The following is an 18,782-nucleotide window of genomic DNA, read 5'->3' on the forward strand; positions in this document are numbered from 1 at the left end:
TCAACTTATGCTCAATCCCCAGCTTTTGATAAAATTGCTGACGACAACCTTTAAGTACAATTTAAATATCAATAACTGACGATTTTTCACAATGACTCTGACTGGCTGACGATAACTGTGTGATATCAAATTAAGATAATAATATTTCCAGAATAATTGACCGCAGATAAATATGGATAATTATTATCCTATGCAGCCTCACATAAAATTGGTATTAACCCTTATTTTATCAAACTACCCCCTCCCCAATGAAAAATTACCTTTCTTCCTTCTTCCCTTCTTTCTTCGTGTACTTCGCTCCTTCGTGGTTCATTTAATCAGTATTCTTCAAACAAAGACAGAATAACCGAAAAATCGTAATTATTTGGGGTAACTATTTAACCTACTTATGGTGATGTTGCAAAAAAGCAATTAACTATTAGATCCTCAAAGATGTAAAATTTTGATTACATTAAACCAGAAACTCAAGTTTTTACGATTTTATTAAGGTACTCAGCATGACAGCAATTACGACAAAGGCAGCTTCCGCAGTTCCCAATTTTTGTGAAGGAATACAATATTTTGGGGAAGCATTGCCAAATTTTGAAAAATATGGTGCAAATCCAGTTATAGAATCTGGTAAAGTAGCGATCGCATCCCCAACAGATACAAATGCAGTATATCAAACTCTACTAGCGGCTGATGCCCTGCGCTACCTAACCCTACAAGTCACTGCTAGTAAGGCTTCTGGACATCCCGGCGGTTTTGCCAGCCAAGCGGAAGCTTATGCAGCTTTGGTCATGCTGGGACATAAAAACATTATCACCGAAGTCGGACACCACGCCCCCGGTTTCTATAGCGCCATGTTCTTAGACCGTTCCTTAGAAGACATGGGCATTTCTACAGTACAACAATTGCGCGATCGCTTTCGAGAAAAGCATGGATTATTAGGACACCTTTCCGGCTACATTCCCGGTATTCTCGCACCGGCTGGACCCCTGGGACAAGGACAACATTTCGCCATGGCCGCAGCACTGTTGCACCGTGATAAACTCTTCCCCTTCACCGTGGGAGACGGGGGACTGGGTGAACCTTATATCATGAGTTCAATGGCGCATTTCAACACCGCTTACCCCACCGTCACCAACTTCTTACCCGTGTTAGTGTGGAACGGTTACAGCCAAGAACACCACAGCATGGTATCTCTAAAAACCAACGCAGAGATGATAGCCTACTGGCAAGGTAACGGTTTTGCCGAAGTTGTATTAGTCAATGCTAAAGATTTTGACGACCAAAACCAAGCCGGTGAATATGTTGATAGTACCGCATTTTCCTTTGAGAACCGCCTAGAATTTACCAAAGCGGTATTAGTAGGCATGGATAAAGCTGCACGTTCAGCACTTAGCGGCAAATTGACCGTATTTATTATCAAACAACTCAAAGGTGCAGGAGTTCATGATTTAGGTGCAAAATCACACAACCTCTATCCTAAAGATACATTGGATGCACCCCACATAATTACAGCTTTAAAAAATCGGGCTTTATCTGTAGAAGCATGGCAAACAGTCCGCACCAATGCCGAACGTGCAGGAGGTGGACCGGCGGCTAAAACTGTGGTGACAGAATTTGAATTACCTTTAGCAGATTTAGGTAAATTACCATTAGAAGAATTTAAAGTGGGGGCAGTTCCTCAAGTTGCGACAACTGTGATGGGTAAGTTAGTGGGAGTAGTAGGAAATAAAGATAAAAACTTCCTTGTGACTAACGCCGATGGTAACGCCGCTTCAGGAATTGGTAATATTAATGAAGCATTAAAAATCATTCACCCCACCACAGATGAAACCTATCATCAAGCCCCAGGAGGTCAAGTTTACGAACCTTTGAGCGAAGATGCTTGTGCAGGTTTAGCGGCTGGTTTATCCTTAATGGGTGCGAGAACATTGTGGTGTTCTTACGAATCTTTTGCGATCAATGGTTTACCAATTTGGCAAACTGTCACCCAAGCAATGGCAGAATTACGCCGTCAAACTCCCTCGACAATTACATTATTTACTGCGGGGGCTTTAGAACAAGGACGCAACGGTTGGACTCACCAAAGACCAGAAATTGAAGCTTATTTTGCTTCTTTGATGAGAACAGGAAATGTCTTCCCATTATTTCCCCCAGATGCTAACAGTATTCAAGTCTGTTATAACTGGGCTTTGCAAACAAAAAATAAGGGCATTGTCATTACTGCTAGTAAGTCTCCTTTGCCAATTCGTAGCACCTTTGCCCAAACTGAAAAAGGCTTAAATGATGGTGCGGTGTTATTACATGAAGTGGCTGGTGGGAAGACGGTTGTATTTGCTGTAATTGGCGATTTGACTTTAATTCCTGTGTTTGAAGCGGCGGCTTTTTTAGAAACTGAAGGTATTGGTGTGAAGATTGTTTCTATTATCAATCCCCGCCGTTTATATCGTCCTCATGATACTGCTTGGGATACTTGTTCTGAACCTGATAACGGTTTTTTAAGTGATGCCGATTTTGAGCAATTGTTTGGTGGAGATGCCTTAATTGGTGTGACAGGTGGCGCTGCGGCGATGTTAGAACCAATCATGTTACGCAGTAATTCTCAGCGTGATTCTTTTGCCTGGAAGCGTGGGGAAACTACGGCTAGTGCGGGTGAGTTGATGGCTTTTAATGGTTTGACGGCGGAAGCGTTGACTAAGCGGGCTATTGAGTTGGTGCATTAAGATAACATTTCTGTAGGGTGTTAGCGATAGCGTAACGCACCGTTATTAATGTTTGGGTGCGTTATGGATTTTATCCTAACGCATCCTACTAGCTCTTTTTTTGGCTACAGTATTGCTAGGATAAGTGATGCCTACGACGAGCGCAGCTATCGCTTCACACATTGAATTAATCTAATAGAGTGATCGCGTTTTGTCAATTAACAAACATAGCAATCCTAAATCAATCATTTGTGAGAAAGAAAATACCTGAAACTCTTGTAATTCCCGGTTTTAATCTACATATTTTCTCATGATCCAAATAGGAGTTCTATAGATTTTCAGCCTCAATCAATTTTGTTTAATTTAGACCATGATTGAATTTGCTCTTTAAATTTATTCCACTCATCATAAACTTCCTTAAATATTGGGTCTTGCTGTGAGTAGATGTCCAGCAATAGTTTAGTTTCTTTTTGTGCTGCTTGCAGAATTTGTTGACTAAATTCCACTAATTCAACACCATTGTTAGACAGTTCTTTCAATGCCTGACTATTCTTATGCTCATATTCAGCTAATGTATTTATATACACTTGATGACAAGCAGCCCTAAAAATTTCTTGATATTGGGAAGGTAGTTTTTTCCAAGCTTCTAAATTGACTTGGATATCTGCTACAGTACCTGTTTCCCACCAACCAGGGTAGTAATAAAACTTTGCTGCTTTATGTAGTCCTAACTGCATATCATCATAGGGACCAGTCCACTCAACAGCCAAAAATTTTCCTTCTTTAAGTCTCCTTACAGACTCGTCTACTGAAATTGGTGTACCCAACTGATCATGTGTTGTCATGCCCAATTTTTGAAAAACTTCTGCACCCAATCCCGGAATACGCATGACTTTTCCTTTCAAATCATTTATAGAATTTAGCTTTTCTTTAAACCACCCTCCCATCTGTCCTCCCGTTGTTCCAGCGGCAAAAGGAATTACATTCAAACCCAATTTCTCTTTATAAATTGATTGTATGTAAGTCAATTCATCGTTAGGGTTCTTTTTATAACTGAGCCAAATAATCTGTTCTTGTGGATTTAAACCGAAAGGAATTGCAGAACCAAACATGAGGGATCTATATCTTGGTGTGTAGTAAATTGCATTATAGCCACACTGTATTTCGCCCTGATCAACTTTTCTGAGTATTTCACCAGTTTCTCCGGTTCTTTCTAGCTTAATCTCAAAGCGACCACCAGTCATTTGTCTAATCAGGTTACAGAATTTTTCTGGAGCTTCATAAAGGATAGTGTTGCTAACATTGTCGCTTAAGAAGGTATTCATTTTCCATGAGACATATGGAAATAGATCAGGTGAAGATGTAGTATTGCCAGATGAATTAGAGCGATTCATACCAGTTAACCAACCAGCTGTTAATCCGATCGCTGTAGCGCCAGAAATAGAGGCAAAAGTTCTGCGACTGAAATGATGTGAATTATGTGAAGATGAAGAACTAACTGGAGGACTTGAAGGATTAGTTGCAATTGAAAATGCCAGCCCTCTAAATGTGCCAGCTGCAGTCAGTATAGTTTGGATATCTTGTTGGTTACCTACAACAGGCGTATTACTTATGGTCTTTTGCAGGAGAGTAGTTAGTTGCTTTGCTCTCTGTTGACCTATCTCTTCACCAATGGTCTGTGTTAGCTCCGAAGCATAGACTCGAAGTTCTTCCCAGTTTACAAGAGGCTCTTGATTATCTTGGAGGTCTTTTGCAATTTGTACGAGACATTCTTCAATATTGTGGAAGTATGTCACAATGCGCTCGCGCCTTTCATCTGTAGCCTGTTTTAACCGCTCCGTAACATCAAACAGCTGCGTTATAACTTCGAGTATTTCCCCTACCACTTTTAGCCCCCCGTATGTGATTTTTGATAAAATTCTACAACATTTAGCAAATCTAACAACATTTAGCAAGTAGCCACTGTCTTAATTGTCAAGTGGATCGCTACAAAAAAAGAACCAGCCAGAGTAAAAACAAAAAGAATCAAGAGGAAAAGCCAAAAAACCCTGTATCTGTTCAAATTATCTCACTTAACCATCACCAGCGATTACTAGAGCGATCGCACCTGAAAACCTTACCCTGTATCTGTTTACGTTATCTCACTCAAGCATTACTGGGGATTAGTAGAGCGATAGCGAAGCGCTGCTGCAAGCAGTTCGCACCTGAAAACCTTACCCTGTATCTGTTTACGTTATCTCACTCAAGCATTACTAGGGATTACTGGGGCGATCCGCAGTCCAAAAACCTTGTATCTGTTCACATTATCTCACTTAACCATTACTAGGGATTACTGGGGCGATCGCAGCCTGAAAAGCTTACCCTGTATCTGTTTACATTATCTCACACAACCATTATTAGGGATTACTAGAGCGATCGCACATGAAAACCCGAAAACATTACCCTGTATCTGTTTACGTTATCTTACTCAACCATTACTAGGGATGTTTAGGGCGATCGTGTAAATATTAACCTCACCTGATAATTGTCACCCGAACTAAATCAAATCCTAGAATAAATAGCTTACGTGCTGGTAGTATAATATTAAATCGTCAATAAATTAATACACTCGAAATGGAATTATGACCACAGATGCAGAATATCAAACAAGAATTACTACTTATAATTGGGATGATTTAGTAAAATTATGGTCAGAAATTAAAACAAAAAAGACCTCAAAGTTTTGGGATGCAGGTAAAGCATTAGAATATTTGGTTTTACGTGCATTTGAACTTGATGGTGCTGATATAGCTTGGCCTTATACTGTGAAAATTCAAGGTAAAATAGTAGAACAAATTGATGGAGTAGTATATACAAACAGCCTAGCCTGCCTGATAGAATGTAAAGATACAACTGAAGAGGTTAATATTGAACCCATAGCTAAACTACGAAATCAATTACTACGAAGACCGGCAACAGCGATTGGTAGCGTATTTAGTCGAACTGGATTTACAGAAGCCACAGTAACTTTAACTGGGTTTGTCGCTCCTCAAACTATTCTATTATGGGGAGGAGAAGAAATTGAATATTCACTAGAAAAGAAATGTATATGTGAATTTCTAGTCAAAAAATATCGTGTTTGTGTTCAAAAATGTATCCCCAATTACGACGTTACAACGGAGAGTTTCTAATGACACTAGCATACATTCTTACAGAAAGAGATAGAGATATAGAAATTTTACAGAAATTACTACCAAAAAATTTGATTAAAGACATCAAATTTATACCTGGTGCAAGTTCTTATAGAGCGCGTTCTTTAGCTAGTTCACTGCTTGCTACTCGAAAAACACCAGTTGCTCTTGTCATAGATGCAGATACAAATAACGAATCTCAAGTATTTGAAAAGCAAGATTTAATTAATTATGTATTAAATCAAGCATCATCTGGTATTCCTTTTCAAGTTTCTCTGGCAGTTCCAGAAATAGAATCCATATTTTTACAGGATAAATCATTAATTGAAAAAATAGCAAAAACAAAAGATCCATTTAATGATTTAGAATGGCAATTTGCTCAAAGTAAACCTAAAGAATTTTTAGAGGCAATCTTAGGTAAAAAACAGTCACTAAATGACAAAATACTTAGAAATCTAAATGATGATGAAATTAAGATATTGCAACAACATCCATTAATACAAGAAATTAAGGGTTTCTTGTCATCAGTTATTGAGTCTTCTGTTGCTATTAATTAACCTAACTAGATACAGAATCTATATTCACCTATTTTAGATGCAGGATTAGAGTTTCAAATCACAGAAACTTACTTTTAACCTAGAAATTTAGTGAGTTAAACATGGATAATCTCTACAACTTACTGCAAAAGATCAAAAAAAGACCTGCAATGTATTTAGGTAAAAATTCTATTTTTAGCCTCCAAGCATTTTTAGATGGATACTATTTTGCCCGTCGAGAAATTGGTATTCCCTTAACAGCCGAAGAAACAGAATTTCAAACTTTTTTACAATGGATAAGACACAAATTCAATGTAGAAACAGGTCAATTATGGTCAAGTATTCTGCTTTTCCATTCAGCCGATGAAAAAAGCGCAGTAGATAGATTTTTTACTTTGTTTGAAGAATTTTATCAAAATCAGAAAAATCACGAAACAGCAAAAATTGATGAATTAGTTTCATGAAAATAAAAGCTAGTAAGTTGGGTTGACAAAACCCAACAATACCTATAATTAATAATGCTAAATTCCAACCCAAAAACCCTGTATCTGTTTACATTATCTCACTCAACCATTATGAGGGGTTAATAGAGCGAATTATCACCTGAATTAAATCTTATAAACGCCTTTCCCATTGTTGCGGATCACGTTTAACATGAAAACAACCAATAATAGAAATTGTTTCATCTATAATAATGTAAAGTAATCCATAGGGAAACTTGCGAATTAACTTTTTTCTAACTTGTTCATGAACAATTGGACAAGCAAAAGGATTACGTTGAATAGTTGAAAAACTAGCATCAACAACACGAATAAATTCAGAACCTAATCCAACAGTATGCTGTTCATACCAATTATAAGCATCCTCTAAATCAAGTTCTGCTTCTGGTGTAATGAAAATTTTGTAAGTCATATATTAACTAACGATTAAATTTCTGTTTCACTTCCTCCCAGCTAGAAACTTGATGAGGATTTTGATAATAAAGTTCTAAACGTCTCTCCAATTCCTGTTTTTGAGCATCACTAATAGTTACATTATCAGCATCTACAGTGATACTATCCCAAATATCTTGGACTAATTGGATTCTTTCGGCAATGCTTAATTGTAAAATGTTTTGAGGTAGTAAGTTCTCCATAAATCTTCCCACTTGAGTAGACAATATTTTTATTTTAACTCATCATTAGCAAGTAGGTTAGGTTGAAACTAAATTTGGTGATTTTGAAAAGTCATTGATTAATATTTACAATACTTTACAAATCATCACTGTTATCATGGCAGAAAATGACAACAACTGCCATAATATAAAAAAGTAGATTTAGCGAAATCACATTATGAAAAGTATGAATATTTCCTTACCTGACACCATGCGCGATTATATAGAAGAACAGGTAGCGCAAGGTGGTTACAGCAGCGTCAGTGAATATTTTCGGGAATTAGTGCGACAAGACCAAAAACAGAGAGCAAACGAACGTCTACAAACCATGCTCTTAGAAGGATTAAACTCAGGAAATTCAACAGAAATGACTGCTCAAGATTGGGAAGATATTCGTCAAGCAGTTCGTGAAAAAACTAACAAACGTCAAAGTGCAATTTAGCCATGATGTTTGCAATATAGTTTAAAATTACACTCTAGAAAAAATTATCTACAACTTAATGTGTCATTTGATAACATTCATGAACGTATAAAAGAAGCAGCAGCCAAACGCCTTCTATTTCTTCCTCACACCATTCGACAAATATCACGTCCAGAACGCATGATTACAACCAAAGAAATTCAGTCAATTGTGATGACAGGAGAAGTCATAGAAGACTATCCTGAAGATACAGGAGGTCATAGTTGTTTGATATTAGGCTTTGGACAAAATAACCGAGCAATTCACGTAGTTTGTTCACCCAAAGACGAATATTTAGCAATTATCACCGCTTACATTCCTGATTCAACACAATGGTCATCTGATTTCACAAGGAGAATTTAAAATGGAATGCTTATATTGTAAAGGACAAATGCACCGAGGAACAGCCCCATTTACCATTGATAGAAAAGGCTATCATATTTCTTGGGATGCAATTCCAGCATGGGTTTGTGATCAATGTGGTGAATCACTTTTTGAAACTCATGAAGTCGAATTAATTCAAGAAGCCCTCACCATTTTAGATCGAGAAACAGCCGATTTAGTAAGTTGATCATCACCTTAGTTAGTAGGTTGGGTTGACGCAAGAAAACCCAACAATACCCACTATTAATAACGCACTTATTATAACCCAAAACCCTGTATGTGTTCACATCATCTCACCTGATTTAGATCCCCGACTTCTAAGATTGATTATGGATATGATAGAAAAATCTTGAAAAGAAATCGGGGATCTTTGGTGCATAGTTTGTAATAGGATCATACCGAAAAAATTTATATAGGATTTAAGGTTATTCATAATGCTGCAAATTATCCAAGCAACCTGTACCAATGGTGAACTTATTTTAAATGAAAAACTAAGTTCTGAATTAGAAGGTAAAACCATACAAATTATGATTCTTGAACCCAGCGAATCTACAGAACCAATAGATTCTCAAGAATCGAAAATACAGCAATTCTTAGCGCGAGTTAATAACTACTCTTTCCCACTTCCCGCAGACTACAAATTTAATCGAGAAGAAATTTATGACAGATAAAATTTTTCTCGATAGCAATCTCTGGATTTATCTCTATGCTAAAAATCCGCCAGAAAAATCCCAGCAAGTTGTAGAAATCATCAAACATAATTCTTCATCCCTGTTAGTTAGCACTCAGGTTTTAGGAGAATTATTTCATGTTTTAACTAGAAAGAAATTCGCATCAAAAACAGATGCTATTACAATCATATCAGATATAGTGAATACTTTTCCAGTTCAGGCAATTAACACAACGGAAGTTATACAAGCATTAGAAATCAATGCAAAATATAACTACTCTTATTGGGATAGTTTGATTATAGCTACAGCTTTATTAAGTCAATGTTCCATTATTTACTCAGAAGATATGCAACATAATCAACTAATAGAGAATAAAGTAAGAATTATCAATCCATTTGTTTGATTTCATATCTTTTTAATTCCTGTAGGGTGGCTTAACAACAATATAAGCCACCATTAAGAACCCTGTATCTGTTCACATCATCTCACCCAACCATCACCAACTATCATGTAAATAAGAGAAGACAATAGAACCATCACAGATACACCACCGAAAAATTCACCTCACCTGAGAATTATCACCCGAACAAAATCAAATCCTCGAACAACTAGCCAAGAAAATTAGATATATTAATAATCAGCACACAAATATACAAACCCCTCCTGTATGAAATTTCAAGTAATATTCACCTATGATTCAGAATATCTAGGTTACGTTGCTGAAGTACCAGAACTTCCTGGTTGTGTCAGTCAAGGTAAAAGCTTAGATGAAGCAATAGAAAATATCAAAGATGCTATCAAAGGCTATCTTCACGTATTAGAAAAACATGGTAAACCCTATTTAACCAAAGAATCTCAATCATTTGTAGGGGAAGTAGTAGTATAAATGGGACGCTTATCAAATATTTCCGGTAAACAAACAGTCAAAATCTTGGAAAAATTTGGCTATGCTGTAGATCATCAAACCGGAAGTCATATCATACTGTAGCACGAATCAAAACCCATTTTATCAGTTCCTAATCATAAAGAACTAGCACCAGGTTTACTCAGAAGTTTAATTAGACAAGCAGGAATTACCGTAGATGAATTTTTAGGAAATAAGTAATACTCTCGGTGGGTTAGCAATAACATAACCCACCATTAATAACCCTGTATCTGTTCACATCATCTCACCCAACCATCACCAACTATCATGTAAATAAGAGAAGACAATAGAACCATGACAGATACACCTGGAAACATTCACCTCGCCTGAGAATTATCACCCAAACAAAATCAAATCCTATTTTGTGCATCTTCTGGTTTACAATATAAAAAATAACTTAATACTCCCTTAACTATCAATCAGTAGTAATTAGGGTAGAAATATTAAAATTTGACAACCGGAGTGATTTTGAATAAAGAGGATATCATCTATCAACAAATTATAGCAATTGCCAGTAGTTACGGAATATTTGATTGTATACCCTGTGCTAGAGCAATCAAAGAGTTTTTAATCAGACAAAATATTCATGGTAAACATATTAAAATAAATACAAATTCTCAAGATCCAATTTATGGCAGAATTTATAATGATAGTATTGGAGAATTGATTGCCACCACTGGTCATCATGAAGGTGTTATAATTGAGATAAATGACGGAGAACTTGTTTTTGACAATATTCACCATCAAGGCATTACCCGATTAAACTGGATACAGAATCTCTATTCACCTATATTAGATGCAGGATTAGAGTTTCAAATCACAGAAACTTACTTTTAACCTAGAAACTTAGTGAGTTAAACATGGATAATCTCTACAACTTACTGCAAAAAATCAAAAAAAGACCTGCAATGTATATAGGTAAAAATTCTATTTTTAGCCTCCAAGCATTTTTAGATGGATACTATTTTGCCCGTCGAGAAATTGGTATTCCCTTAACAGCAGAAGAAACAGAATTTCAAACTTTTTTACAATGGATAAGACAGAAATTCAATGTAGAAACAGGTCAATTATGGTCAAGTATTCTTCTCTTCCATTCAGCCGATGAAAAAAGCGCAGTAGATAGATTTTTTACCTTGTTTGAAGAATTTTATCAAAATCAGAAAAATCACGAAATAGCAAAAATTGATGAACTAGTTTCATGACCATAAAAATTACGGCGTAGGTTGGGTTGACACAAGGAAACCCAACAATACCCACTATTAATAATCCTAAATTACAACCCAAAAAGCCTGTATCTGTTCACATCATCTCACCCAACCATCACCAACTATCATATAAATAAGAGAAGACAATAGAACCATCACAAATACACCTGGAAACATTCATCTCACCTGAGAATTATCATTCAAACTAAATCAAATCCTCTTATTCTGGCATAATTACAGGAATAACTTGATTTTTATTGCGCCGATAGATCAGAAAATCACTATCAAAAGTTAACAAAAAACTATCATTATAAAGTTCAGACATCCTCACCAAACAAGCATCAGCGAAAGACATCGGTACAGACTGATAAATCTTGAGAAGTTCACCAATAATTACAGCTTCATCATCCAAATTAAAAGGTACTTTAATAACTCCATTCCTCACCAAATTTATCACAGCATCTTGACTACCATAAACATTTCGCAACAAAAAACAAGCCTCAGAAATTACAGCTTCACAAGTTAATAAAGGAGGCTCAATATTATCCCATTGTGATGTTACCCAACCATGAAACTGATCACGACGATTAATTATAGCCACCAATGGATCCGTATCTAGTAAAACACATCCCCTCATCATGCACCGTAACCATTCATATAATCTTTATTAGTAGATAAATCCTCGGCTGCTTCCACACAACCAACGTATTCTTGAGCCATAGCTAAAGCTGAAATACCTGATTTTTTGGGTTGATTAGATACCCCTTGTTTTTGCATTTTAGCTAACAAAAACTCTACAAAATCTAAGGCTTCTTGTTGTTTATCAGGAGGTAATATTTTTACCTTATCTATAATTATTTCTTCAACGGTCATTTGATTTGTCCTTGAGAATAAATTAATATTTACTGCTCTGCTTTTTATATTTTATCACATCCCTCACTCATTACAACCCGAAAATCCTGTATCGGTCTACATCATCTCACCCAAACATCACCAACTATCATGTAAATACGAGAAGACAATAGAAACATCACATATACACTTGGAAACATTCACCTCACCTGACAATTATCACCTGACCATGAGTTATAATCAAGATTAAAGTCATAACCATAAAATTACTATGACTCTCCAAATCCTAGACAAAACCACCACAATTTCCGAACAGCGATTTCTTCTACCTGGTTATTACACCTGGAAGGAATTTGAAATAATAGAAACCTTAACCGCAGACGCAGGAAATTTGCGGATAACTTATCTTGATGGGTACATCGAATTTATGACACTTGGTGAACAACACGAAAATATCAAAAAAATTATCGCTATTTTGATAGAAGCATATCTTTTTGAAAAAGGGATAAACTTTATCCCAGTAGGTAGTGCTACTCGTCGCGCAAAAGAAAAGAATGCTTCTTTTGAACCTGACGAATCTTATTACATCGGAGAAAAAAAAGAAAATCCAGATTTAGCAATTGAAATTAACATTACAAGTGGCAGTATTGATAAATTAGAAAAATACAAGCGGTTTAATATTACTGAAGTTTGGTTTTGGGAAAATAATCAATTGTCTCTCTATCATCTCAAAAATGATAATTATGAGCAAATTAATCAAAGTGAATTATTGCCATCTTTAGATATAAATTTATTGGCAAGTTGTGTTTTAATGCCTTCCATTATTGATGCAAGAACAGCATTTATTAAAGGTATTAAAAAATAGTAATTTGTAGGTTGGGTTGACACAAGGAAACCCAACAATACCCACGATTAATAACACTAAATTACAACCCAAAAACCCTGTATCTATCCACATCATCTCACCCAACCATCACCAACTATCATGTAAATAAGAGAAGACAATAGAACCATCACAGATATACCTGGAAACATTCACCTCACCAGATTTAGATTCCCGACTTCTAAGATTGGTTATGGATATGATAGAAAAATCTTGAAAAGAAGTCGGGGATCTTTGGTGCGTAGTTTATAATATAATCATACCGAAAAATTTTACTCAAATTAGGAGTTAAAGCTCAAGTTACTTTTTTAAATAGTCTGGAACAAGAATTATTTACAGTTTTTATAGCGGTTATCGCTAGGATGCAATACAATCGAGGGCGCAGACCCTGCGCCCCTACAGGCTTTGCGATTTGCTGACTGTATCTCACTCAAGTGCATACCGCTATAATTTATAACCTCATCATACTCCGCAAATTATTCAATTAATCGAAAAATATGCTAATCTACCAATGGATTTATCTGATGCTTCCCTAGTAATTTTAGCAGAAGATTTAGGACATGGACGCATTTTTTCAGTAGATTAGCGTGACTTTAATACCTATCGTTGGAAGCAAACTTATCCTTTTGAAAATCTGCTGTTTTGTTAGAAACTGATACACCTAAGAATTATCACCCGAACTAAATCAAATCTCCTACCCATAGGCTAAAATTAGTAAATAAGCCTTTTCACAAAATTGCCAGTATGCAAGTTAATACTCTTGGCTAACTATTCAACAAAATGCCAATTTAATAAGCATCTAGTTCGTAAGTTTAAGTTTATCTAAAAATAATTTGAATTGTATTTATAGATAATAATAAATGCTCGTTATATGTCAACCCATACAATATTTTTAGTCAGTTATTGATACATATTTTAATATTACTTAGTGAGTCTAGCTAATAGTTTGGCATAGCAACTACCGAATAGCCACATACATATATCAAGCTTATCAAAATCAATAAAAATCTCTCCCTATAGTTAGATAAAACTTTGAATCTAACTGCTATACAATGCGATATATGCAAAGATAAATATCTTTTCTGTGATTAAGATTGTTTTTAAATTCAATCAAAATCAGCGAAAATATGCTGTTCAATTTAATATTGATTAATTGTGAATTAGGTCAAAACCAGAAAAGGAGAGGAATATGAAAACAGTAATTGCTTGGTTGCAAAACCTACGCCCCCTCAAAGTTTTGACAGTTTTTTTGGCAGTAACTTTCCTATTTTTAGTACAAGCTTGTAATCGTCCAGGAATAGCTACACAGCCAAACCAACCGCCAGGACAACCACCAAATGCACAAAGATATGATCCCGCAGTAAATTATCCAATTCCTTCTTATCCAGTGGGAACTGATAAGTTTAGTGATATAGATTCCAGAGCAAAAAGAGCAGAAGAAGAAGCTAGAGATAGAGCAGAAGATTTAATAAACCAGGCTAAAAGAAATGTAGAAACAAAAGGAATTGATAGTCGAGAGCAATTTGTTCGTAATTATCAGGAAGGAACACCCTTAGATGAAAGAGTGAAACGTCTAGGTGAGGATATAGGTAGTTCAGCGGAAGAATTGCGAGAAGGTGTAACTAAGGGAACTCAAAGAGGAATTGAAAACCTCCAGGAAAATGTTACGAATGCTACTAAAGATTTAACAAAGAGTGTGCAGCGAGGTGCTGAAGATATGGGTAAAAATATTCAGCGAACAGGAGAGGATACGACAGATGTATTCAAAAGGAGTATGAGAAACGCTGATTAAAATTTATCTCAAAACAAGGGAGATCATTTGTAGGGTGGGCATTGCTCACCCTATATTATTATCTACATTTTTGCATAATTAGGGTTTGCTGAAAAAGTTATCTGTGAGGAGAGGGAACAGGGACTGGACAATAAGGAACAGAAAATTTCATGTTTTTAAACATGAGATGGAAATCGCATCTTTTAAAAACATCTTTTTTGACTGAGCTTTCAACTCATAACTGAAATTTCTTATCTGTTCCCTTTTTTTGTAATAAATGCCAATTCTGAAGTGCTAATCTGTGAATTTCTCGCCAAGGAATATTATGTTTTCGTGCTAAAACTGCACAATCTTCATATTCCGGTTGGACATTAGTAATTACCTTTTCTGTAGCTGTTCCTGTCCAGGCAAATTTTACAGCTATTGTCCCATAACCAGTTTCCACATTTTGAATTTCCCGTTGTAAAATTGCCCGTTGTTCAGTAGTGCGGCGAATCCCTAAAGTGCTAGTTTCTCGAAATAACACCTCTTCACAACTAGCTAACTTCCCTGGATGACATATAACAGTTAACAAAATTCCGGGACGTGACTTTTTCATTCCTATTGGTTGGGTAAAGACATCCACAGCACCAACAGCAAATAAAGCTTCAGATACATAACCGAATACTTGGGGATTTAAGTCATCTATTTGAGTTTTGAGTACAGTAATGGTTTCTAAATTTGGGGAATATTCCGCCAGATCACAGTTATCAGTCTGTAAAGATTCACTTTCACCAAACCAGAGCCGTAGTATATTGGGGATGGGTAAATCTAGAGAACCTGCGCCTAATCCTACCTGTTTGATAGTGATTGGTGGAGGTGAACCAAAGTTTTGAACTAAGGTAGTAGCGATCGCCGCCCCCGTTGGTGTTACCAATTCTCTGTCAATACCATTGCTATAAACTGGACAACCCCGCATTTCCCACAGCTTTAACACTGCTGGTACTGGTACTGCCATGAGTCCATGTGCAGCATGAACAGTTCCACCTCCCGTAGGGAAAGCAGAACAGTATAGCAAAGGCCAACCCTGGCGATCGCTGTCAATACCCAACCAATCCAACCCTAAACAAGTACCAACAATATCCACAATCGCATCTACAGCCCCCACTTCATGGAAATGAACTTTTTCAGGTGCAATGCCATGAACAGCCCCCTCAGCTACTGCTAACTGTCGGAATACAGCTAAACTCCAAGCTTCCGCTCTTGTTGGCAATTTCCCCTTGAGAATCATCTCCTCTATCTCTGGCAAATGTCGGCCGTGATGATGATTATGTTCATGGTGATCATGATGGTGATGATCAACCAAATCCACATGAATTTTAGTCGCTTGTTGAGTTTGACGGTGAACCAATTCTGCCCGTAATCGGTATTCCTGCTCAAGTCCCAAGCCATTGAGTTTTTCTGTCAAATACTCCAAAGGCACACCTAGACTAACTAACGCCCCCAGGCACATATCACCAGAAACCCCTGTCGGACATTGAATATAAGCGATTTTATTCATAAATTTATTTGTTAGTCGTTCGTTGTCAGTTGTCAGTTGTCAGTTGTCAGTTGTCAGTTGTCAGTTGTCAGTTGTCAGTCGTCAGTTGTCAGTTGTCAGTTGTCAGTTGTCAGGAAGAAGAAAACTCTTACCCAATCACCAATCACCAATCACCAATCACCAATCACCAATCACCAATCACCAATTACCAATCACCAATCACCAACCCCATTATGGCCAAAATTTTCACGATTCATCCTGATAATCCTCAAAGCCGCCGAATAGAGGAGATAAAGTTGGCGCTATTAGGTGGCGCTATCATGCTCTACCCTACAGATACAGTTTATGCAATTGGTTGTGATTTGAATGCGAAGTCAGCGGTGGAAAGAGTGCGGCAAATTAAGCAGTTAGCAAATGATAAACCTTTGACATTTTTATGTCCCTCACTTTCCAATGTGGCGACTTATGCCTTCGTAAGTGATACAGCCTACCGGATTATGAAGCGGTTAATACCAGGACCCTACACATTTTTGCTCCCTGCTACCAAACTAGTACCACGACTGGTGCAAAGTCCCAAACGCAAAACCACAGGAATTCGAGTGCCAAATCATAACGTTTGCTTGGCATTACTGGAAGCGTTAGGAAACCCAATTATTTCCACTTCGGCTCATGTCAGAGTCAATGACGAAGACCAGGAAATAGTTGAAGACGAACCACAACCAATTTTGTCACGGGTAGATTTATATGACCATTTGGATAAATTGGTAGATATCATTATTGACACTGCTGAAGAACCGACATATCAAGTGTCTACCATTTTAGACTTGACGGACGAAGAACCAGTCATTATACGGAGGGGTTTAGGTTGGGAAGCTGTAGCTGCTTGGGTTTAAGAATAAAGCTTTATGCGTACAACCCTTTGTTTTGGACTCGGTTGCGCTAATTTATGATTACCTTACTCCAATTTTGAAATTGTCATACTCACAGGCATGAGAATCCCCAGTCATGAAATTCCAGCAAACCTAATCATGACTAGGCTTTCGGTTATTTTTACCTAAGAGTGAATATTTCTATCCCATCTTTGATTTAGTTGCTAAAGAAAAAAGCGACACAATTAACAAGCCCTTAACTTTGGAAATTTCCTACAGTGTTTACATATCAGCAGTCCAGGTGATGAATCTTCACAGAATAAATTCTCAAAGATTCTCGCTAATGTGACTGGCCTTAAATGCTGTATCTGCGTTTGAGTTAAGGTGCAATACCAATTTTACAGAAAAGTCATGAAAGCTAACATCGCCAATCTGCCTAATTCTACATCTGCTTTTAATAGCTATATTTCTCTTGAAGAATTGTCTGTTGCTAACACCGATACATTGGTGCAACTTTTATCCGATGAAATGCAATCTCAAGTCAAACCTACATCAGTTGGTGTGCAAGCTGTAGTCCAGCGGATAGCCAAAGAAGTAGAACGGATATGTGATAAAAGTTCCCGCATTCAAAACTCAGGACAAATTCAGTCTTGGCAAATTACTTTAGGAAGACATCGTTTACAAAAGTGCTTGCGTTACTACCAACTCGGTGCTAAACAAGGACGTGTGGAATTACATAGCAGTTTGGGCGCGATCGTTTATCGTCACGTTACTGTTGCTGGCTCAGATTTAGGCTTTGAGGCTCGTTACAATCTCATTGAAGATTTTTTACAGGCTTTTTATATCGAAGCTATTAAAGCTTTTCGTCGAGAAACTGAATTACCTGAAGACTACACCCCCCGGACTCAGCTACAATTAGCGGAGTATATGGCGTTTACAGAACAGTATGCCAAACGCCGGATTAATTTACCTGGTGGTGCTAATCAACAGTTAATTGTTTTACGCGCTCAAGGTTTTGCCCGTCGTCAACCTCAAGAAACTACTGTAGATATTGAAATGGCTGTGGATTCTGCTAAAACAGAAGAAGCAGAATCTTATCAACGTAATGTAGCAGTGCAGCAAATTCGCTCACAAATGATTGCCAAGCCTACTTTTGACCCCTCCGAGGAGTCGGAACGCAATCGTGTGATTACCGAATTGATGAAATACCTGGAGTCTCAAGGACAATCTGATTGCATGGATTACTTGACTCTCAAACTCCAAGACCTTTCAGCACCGGAAATTGACCAAATTCTGGGTTTAACTAGTCGTCAACGCGATTATTTACAACAAAGATTTAAGTATCATGTTGAGAAGTTTGCTAAACAACACCAATGGCAATTAGTGCATCAATGGTTGGGTGCTGGTTTGGAACACAAGTTAGGTTTAACTTCCCAGCAATGGGATATTTTTTGGAATCAACTCACACCACAACAACAGCAAATTTTTGAATTGAAAACTGCTTGTCAAAGTGATCAACTTATCTCTAAAGCTGTTCAGTGTACTCCTAAACAACTCCAAAAACGCTGGACGCAAATGTTAGAATTAGCATGGTCTATTCGTAACGGTCATGCTGAAGCCAAAAGCAATTAAAGTTAAGGAGATTCAGCAATTCAGTAGGTTGGGTTGACGTAAGGAAACCCAACATTTTCATG

General features: G+C 37.0%; 23 protein-coding genes and 2 pseudogenes. 19 read left to right on the top strand and 6 right to left on the bottom strand.

Annotated elements, in window-relative coordinates; all coding sequences use genetic code 11:
• Nucleotides 1-497: 497 nt before the first annotated feature.
• The gene (locus FJR04_RS03725; RefSeq protein ID WP_168491941.1) at nt 498-2,711 is read left to right on the top strand and encodes a phosphoketolase; all 2,214 of its coding nucleotides are present in this window, start codon (nt 498-500) and stop codon (nt 2,709-2,711) included.
• A 323-nt stretch (nt 2,712-3,034) separates the two neighbouring features.
• Here the strand turns inward: FJR04_RS03725 and FJR04_RS03730 are convergent, their stop codons facing one another.
• Nucleotides 3,035-4,576 carry an ABC transporter substrate-binding protein gene (locus FJR04_RS03730; RefSeq protein WP_168491943.1) on the bottom strand — a complete coding sequence of 514 codons (1,542 nt, stop codon included), beginning with the start codon at nt 4,574-4,576 and terminating at the stop codon, nt 3,035-3,037.
• Nucleotides 4,577-4,978: 402 nt separating this feature from the next.
• Here FJR04_RS03730 and FJR04_RS03735 point away from each other — a divergent pair, with 402 nt between their 5' ends.
• The 4 genes from FJR04_RS03735 (at nt 4,979) to FJR04_RS03750 (ending at nt 6,860) form a co-directional block, all read left to right on the top strand.
• Nucleotides 4,979-5,194, top strand: coding sequence for a hypothetical protein (locus FJR04_RS03735; RefSeq protein WP_168491944.1), 216 nt, complete (start codon nt 4,979-4,981; stop codon nt 5,192-5,194).
• A 117-nt stretch (nt 5,195-5,311) separates the two neighbouring features.
• Entirely contained in the window at nt 5,312-5,860 is a 549-nt protein-coding gene (locus tag FJR04_RS03740; RefSeq protein ID WP_168491946.1) for a hypothetical protein, read from the top strand.
• Nucleotides 5,860-6,417: a hypothetical protein gene (locus FJR04_RS03745; protein WP_168491948.1), complete on the top strand. Its 558-nt coding sequence runs from the start codon at nt 5,860-5,862 to the stop codon at nt 6,415-6,417. The genes FJR04_RS03740 and FJR04_RS03745 overlap by 1 nt, the downstream gene beginning before the upstream one ends.
• A gap of 101 nt (nt 6,418-6,518) precedes the next feature.
• Nucleotides 6,519-6,860 (top strand): hypothetical protein, encoded by a 342-nt coding sequence (locus FJR04_RS03750; RefSeq protein ID WP_168491950.1) that lies wholly within the window; start codon nt 6,519-6,521, stop codon nt 6,858-6,860.
• 151 nt (nt 6,861-7,011) lie between these two features.
• On the opposite strand, the gene FJR04_RS03755 is transcribed toward FJR04_RS03750, so the two are convergent.
• Nucleotides 7,012-7,308, bottom strand: coding sequence for a type II toxin-antitoxin system RelE/ParE family toxin (locus FJR04_RS03755; protein WP_168491952.1), 297 nt, complete (start codon nt 7,306-7,308; stop codon nt 7,012-7,014).
• Nucleotides 7,309-7,315: 7 nt separating this feature from the next.
• Nucleotides 7,316-7,531, bottom strand: coding sequence for an addiction module protein (locus FJR04_RS03760; protein WP_168491954.1), 216 nt, complete (start codon nt 7,529-7,531; stop codon nt 7,316-7,318).
• A gap of 196 nt (nt 7,532-7,727) precedes the next feature.
• Between FJR04_RS03760 and FJR04_RS03765 the strand changes: the two genes are divergently transcribed.
• The 9 genes and pseudogenes from FJR04_RS03765 (at nt 7,728) to FJR04_RS03805 (ending at nt 11,191) form a co-directional block, all read left to right on the top strand.
• A complete protein-coding gene (locus FJR04_RS03765; RefSeq protein ID WP_168491956.1) occupies nt 7,728-7,991 on the top strand; it encodes a type II toxin-antitoxin system ParD family antitoxin in 264 nt (87 codons plus the stop codon).
• 60 nt (nt 7,992-8,051) lie between these two features.
• The gene (locus FJR04_RS26440) at nt 8,052-8,372 is read left to right on the top strand and encodes a DUF4258 domain-containing protein (RefSeq protein ID WP_217359211.1); all 321 of its coding nucleotides are present in this window, start codon (nt 8,052-8,054) and stop codon (nt 8,370-8,372) included.
• Between the two features lies 1 nt (nt 8,373).
• Entirely contained in the window at nt 8,374-8,580 is a 207-nt protein-coding gene (locus FJR04_RS03775) for a YgiT-type zinc finger protein (RefSeq protein ID WP_168491958.1), read from the top strand.
• A gap of 247 nt (nt 8,581-8,827) precedes the next feature.
• Nucleotides 8,828-9,064 carry a hypothetical protein gene (locus tag FJR04_RS03780; RefSeq protein ID WP_168491960.1) on the top strand — a complete coding sequence of 79 codons (237 nt, stop codon included), beginning with the start codon at nt 8,828-8,830 and terminating at the stop codon, nt 9,062-9,064.
• A complete protein-coding gene (locus FJR04_RS03785; protein ID WP_168491962.1) occupies nt 9,054-9,467 on the top strand; it encodes a PIN domain-containing protein in 414 nt (137 codons plus the stop codon). The genes FJR04_RS03780 and FJR04_RS03785 overlap by 11 nt, the downstream gene beginning before the upstream one ends.
• Before the next feature lie 264 nt (nt 9,468-9,731).
• The gene (locus FJR04_RS03790; RefSeq protein ID WP_168491964.1) at nt 9,732-9,950 is read left to right on the top strand and encodes a type II toxin-antitoxin system HicB family antitoxin; all 219 of its coding nucleotides are present in this window, start codon (nt 9,732-9,734) and stop codon (nt 9,948-9,950) included.
• Nucleotides 9,951-10,169 (top strand): annotated as a pseudogene (locus tag FJR04_RS26585) (type II toxin-antitoxin system HicA family toxin).
• Nucleotides 10,170-10,457: 288 nt separating this feature from the next.
• A complete protein-coding gene (locus tag FJR04_RS03800) occupies nt 10,458-10,826 on the top strand; it encodes a papain fold toxin domain-containing protein (protein ID WP_168491966.1) in 369 nt (122 codons plus the stop codon).
• A 23-nt stretch (nt 10,827-10,849) separates the two neighbouring features.
• Nucleotides 10,850-11,191, top strand: coding sequence for a hypothetical protein (locus tag FJR04_RS03805; RefSeq protein ID WP_168491968.1), 342 nt, complete (start codon nt 10,850-10,852; stop codon nt 11,189-11,191).
• A 223-nt stretch (nt 11,192-11,414) separates the two neighbouring features.
• Here FJR04_RS03805 and FJR04_RS03810 read toward each other — a convergent pair whose 3' ends face one another.
• Nucleotides 11,415-11,834 (bottom strand): type II toxin-antitoxin system VapC family toxin, encoded by a 420-nt coding sequence (locus FJR04_RS03810; RefSeq protein ID WP_371717166.1) that lies wholly within the window; start codon nt 11,832-11,834, stop codon nt 11,415-11,417.
• Nucleotides 11,831-12,067: a DUF2281 domain-containing protein gene (locus tag FJR04_RS03815; protein WP_168491970.1), complete on the bottom strand. Its 237-nt coding sequence runs from the start codon at nt 12,065-12,067 to the stop codon at nt 11,831-11,833. Before FJR04_RS03815 ends, FJR04_RS03810 begins: the two co-directional genes overlap by 4 nt.
• A 250-nt stretch (nt 12,068-12,317) precedes the next feature.
• On the opposite strand from FJR04_RS03815, the gene FJR04_RS03820 reads away from it, so the two are divergent.
• The 3 genes and pseudogenes from FJR04_RS03820 (at nt 12,318) to FJR04_RS03825 (ending at nt 14,721) form a co-directional block, all read left to right on the top strand.
• Nucleotides 12,318-12,911: a Uma2 family endonuclease gene (locus FJR04_RS03820; RefSeq protein WP_168491971.1), complete on the top strand. Its 594-nt coding sequence runs from the start codon at nt 12,318-12,320 to the stop codon at nt 12,909-12,911.
• Between the two features lie 499 nt (nt 12,912-13,410).
• Nucleotides 13,411-13,515 (top strand): annotated as a pseudogene (locus tag FJR04_RS26590) (VapC toxin family PIN domain ribonuclease); the annotation flags it as partial.
• Nucleotides 13,516-14,118: 603 nt separating this feature from the next.
• A complete protein-coding gene (locus tag FJR04_RS03825; RefSeq protein WP_168491973.1) occupies nt 14,119-14,721 on the top strand; it encodes a hypothetical protein in 603 nt (200 codons plus the stop codon).
• Between the two features lie 214 nt (nt 14,722-14,935).
• Here the strand turns inward: FJR04_RS03825 and larC are convergent, their stop codons facing one another.
• A complete protein-coding gene (larC, locus tag FJR04_RS03830) occupies nt 14,936-16,240 on the bottom strand; it encodes a nickel pincer cofactor biosynthesis protein LarC (RefSeq protein ID WP_168491975.1) in 1,305 nt (434 codons plus the stop codon).
• Nucleotides 16,241-16,452: 212 nt separating this feature from the next.
• Here larC and FJR04_RS03835 point away from each other — a divergent pair, with 212 nt between their 5' ends.
• Both FJR04_RS03835 and FJR04_RS03840 read left to right on the top strand, forming a co-directional pair.
• Nucleotides 16,453-17,112: an L-threonylcarbamoyladenylate synthase gene (locus FJR04_RS03835; protein ID WP_168492144.1), complete on the top strand. Its 660-nt coding sequence runs from the start codon at nt 16,453-16,455 to the stop codon at nt 17,110-17,112.
• 387 nt (nt 17,113-17,499) lie between these two features.
• Nucleotides 17,500-18,720, top strand: coding sequence for a HetZ-related protein (locus tag FJR04_RS03840; RefSeq protein ID WP_168491977.1), 1,221 nt, complete (start codon nt 17,500-17,502; stop codon nt 18,718-18,720).
• The last annotated feature ends 62 nt before the right edge of the window (nt 18,721-18,782 follow it).

Origin of the sequence: Anabaena sp. UHCC 0204, assembly GCF_009711975.1 — a bacterium.
Lineage (GTDB): Bacteria > Cyanobacteriota > Cyanobacteriia > Cyanobacteriales > Nostocaceae > Dolichospermum.

Coding starts and splice junctions, on each gene's coding strand:
- FJR04_RS03725 (WP_168491941.1), top strand. CDS start 498: ATGACAGCAATTACGACAAAGGCAGCTTCCGCAGTTCCCAATTTTTGT.
- FJR04_RS03740 (WP_168491946.1), top strand. CDS start 5,312: ATGACCACAGATGCAGAATATCAAACAAGAATTACTACTTATAATTGG.
- FJR04_RS03745 (WP_168491948.1), top strand. CDS start 5,860: ATGACACTAGCATACATTCTTACAGAAAGAGATAGAGATATAGAAATT.
- FJR04_RS03750 (WP_168491950.1), top strand. CDS start 6,519: ATGGATAATCTCTACAACTTACTGCAAAAGATCAAAAAAAGACCTGCA.
- FJR04_RS03755 (WP_168491952.1), bottom strand. CDS start 7,308: ATGACTTACAAAATTTTCATTACACCAGAAGCAGAACTTGATTTAGAG.
- FJR04_RS03760 (WP_168491954.1), bottom strand. CDS start 7,531: ATGGAGAACTTACTACCTCAAAACATTTTACAATTAAGCATTGCCGAA.
- FJR04_RS03765 (WP_168491956.1), top strand. CDS start 7,728: ATGAAAAGTATGAATATTTCCTTACCTGACACCATGCGCGATTATATA.
- FJR04_RS03775 (WP_168491958.1), top strand. CDS start 8,374: ATGGAATGCTTATATTGTAAAGGACAAATGCACCGAGGAACAGCCCCA.
- FJR04_RS03780 (WP_168491960.1), top strand. CDS start 8,828: ATGCTGCAAATTATCCAAGCAACCTGTACCAATGGTGAACTTATTTTA.
- FJR04_RS03785 (WP_168491962.1), top strand. CDS start 9,054: ATGACAGATAAAATTTTTCTCGATAGCAATCTCTGGATTTATCTCTAT.
- FJR04_RS03790 (WP_168491964.1), top strand. CDS start 9,732: ATGAAATTTCAAGTAATATTCACCTATGATTCAGAATATCTAGGTTAC.
- FJR04_RS03805 (WP_168491968.1), top strand. CDS start 10,850: ATGGATAATCTCTACAACTTACTGCAAAAAATCAAAAAAAGACCTGCA.
- FJR04_RS03810 (WP_371717166.1), bottom strand. CDS start 11,834: ATGATGAGGGGATGTGTTTTACTAGATACGGATCCATTGGTGGCTATA.
- FJR04_RS03815 (WP_168491970.1), bottom strand. CDS start 12,067: ATGACCGTTGAAGAAATAATTATAGATAAGGTAAAAATATTACCTCCT.
- FJR04_RS03820 (WP_168491971.1), top strand. CDS start 12,318: ATGACTCTCCAAATCCTAGACAAAACCACCACAATTTCCGAACAGCGA.
- FJR04_RS03825 (WP_168491973.1), top strand. CDS start 14,119: ATGAAAACAGTAATTGCTTGGTTGCAAAACCTACGCCCCCTCAAAGTT.
- larC (WP_168491975.1), bottom strand. CDS start 16,240: ATGAATAAAATCGCTTATATTCAATGTCCGACAGGGGTTTCTGGTGAT.
- FJR04_RS03835 (WP_168492144.1), top strand. CDS start 16,453: ATGGCCAAAATTTTCACGATTCATCCTGATAATCCTCAAAGCCGCCGA.
- FJR04_RS03840 (WP_168491977.1), top strand. CDS start 17,500: ATGAAAGCTAACATCGCCAATCTGCCTAATTCTACATCTGCTTTTAAT.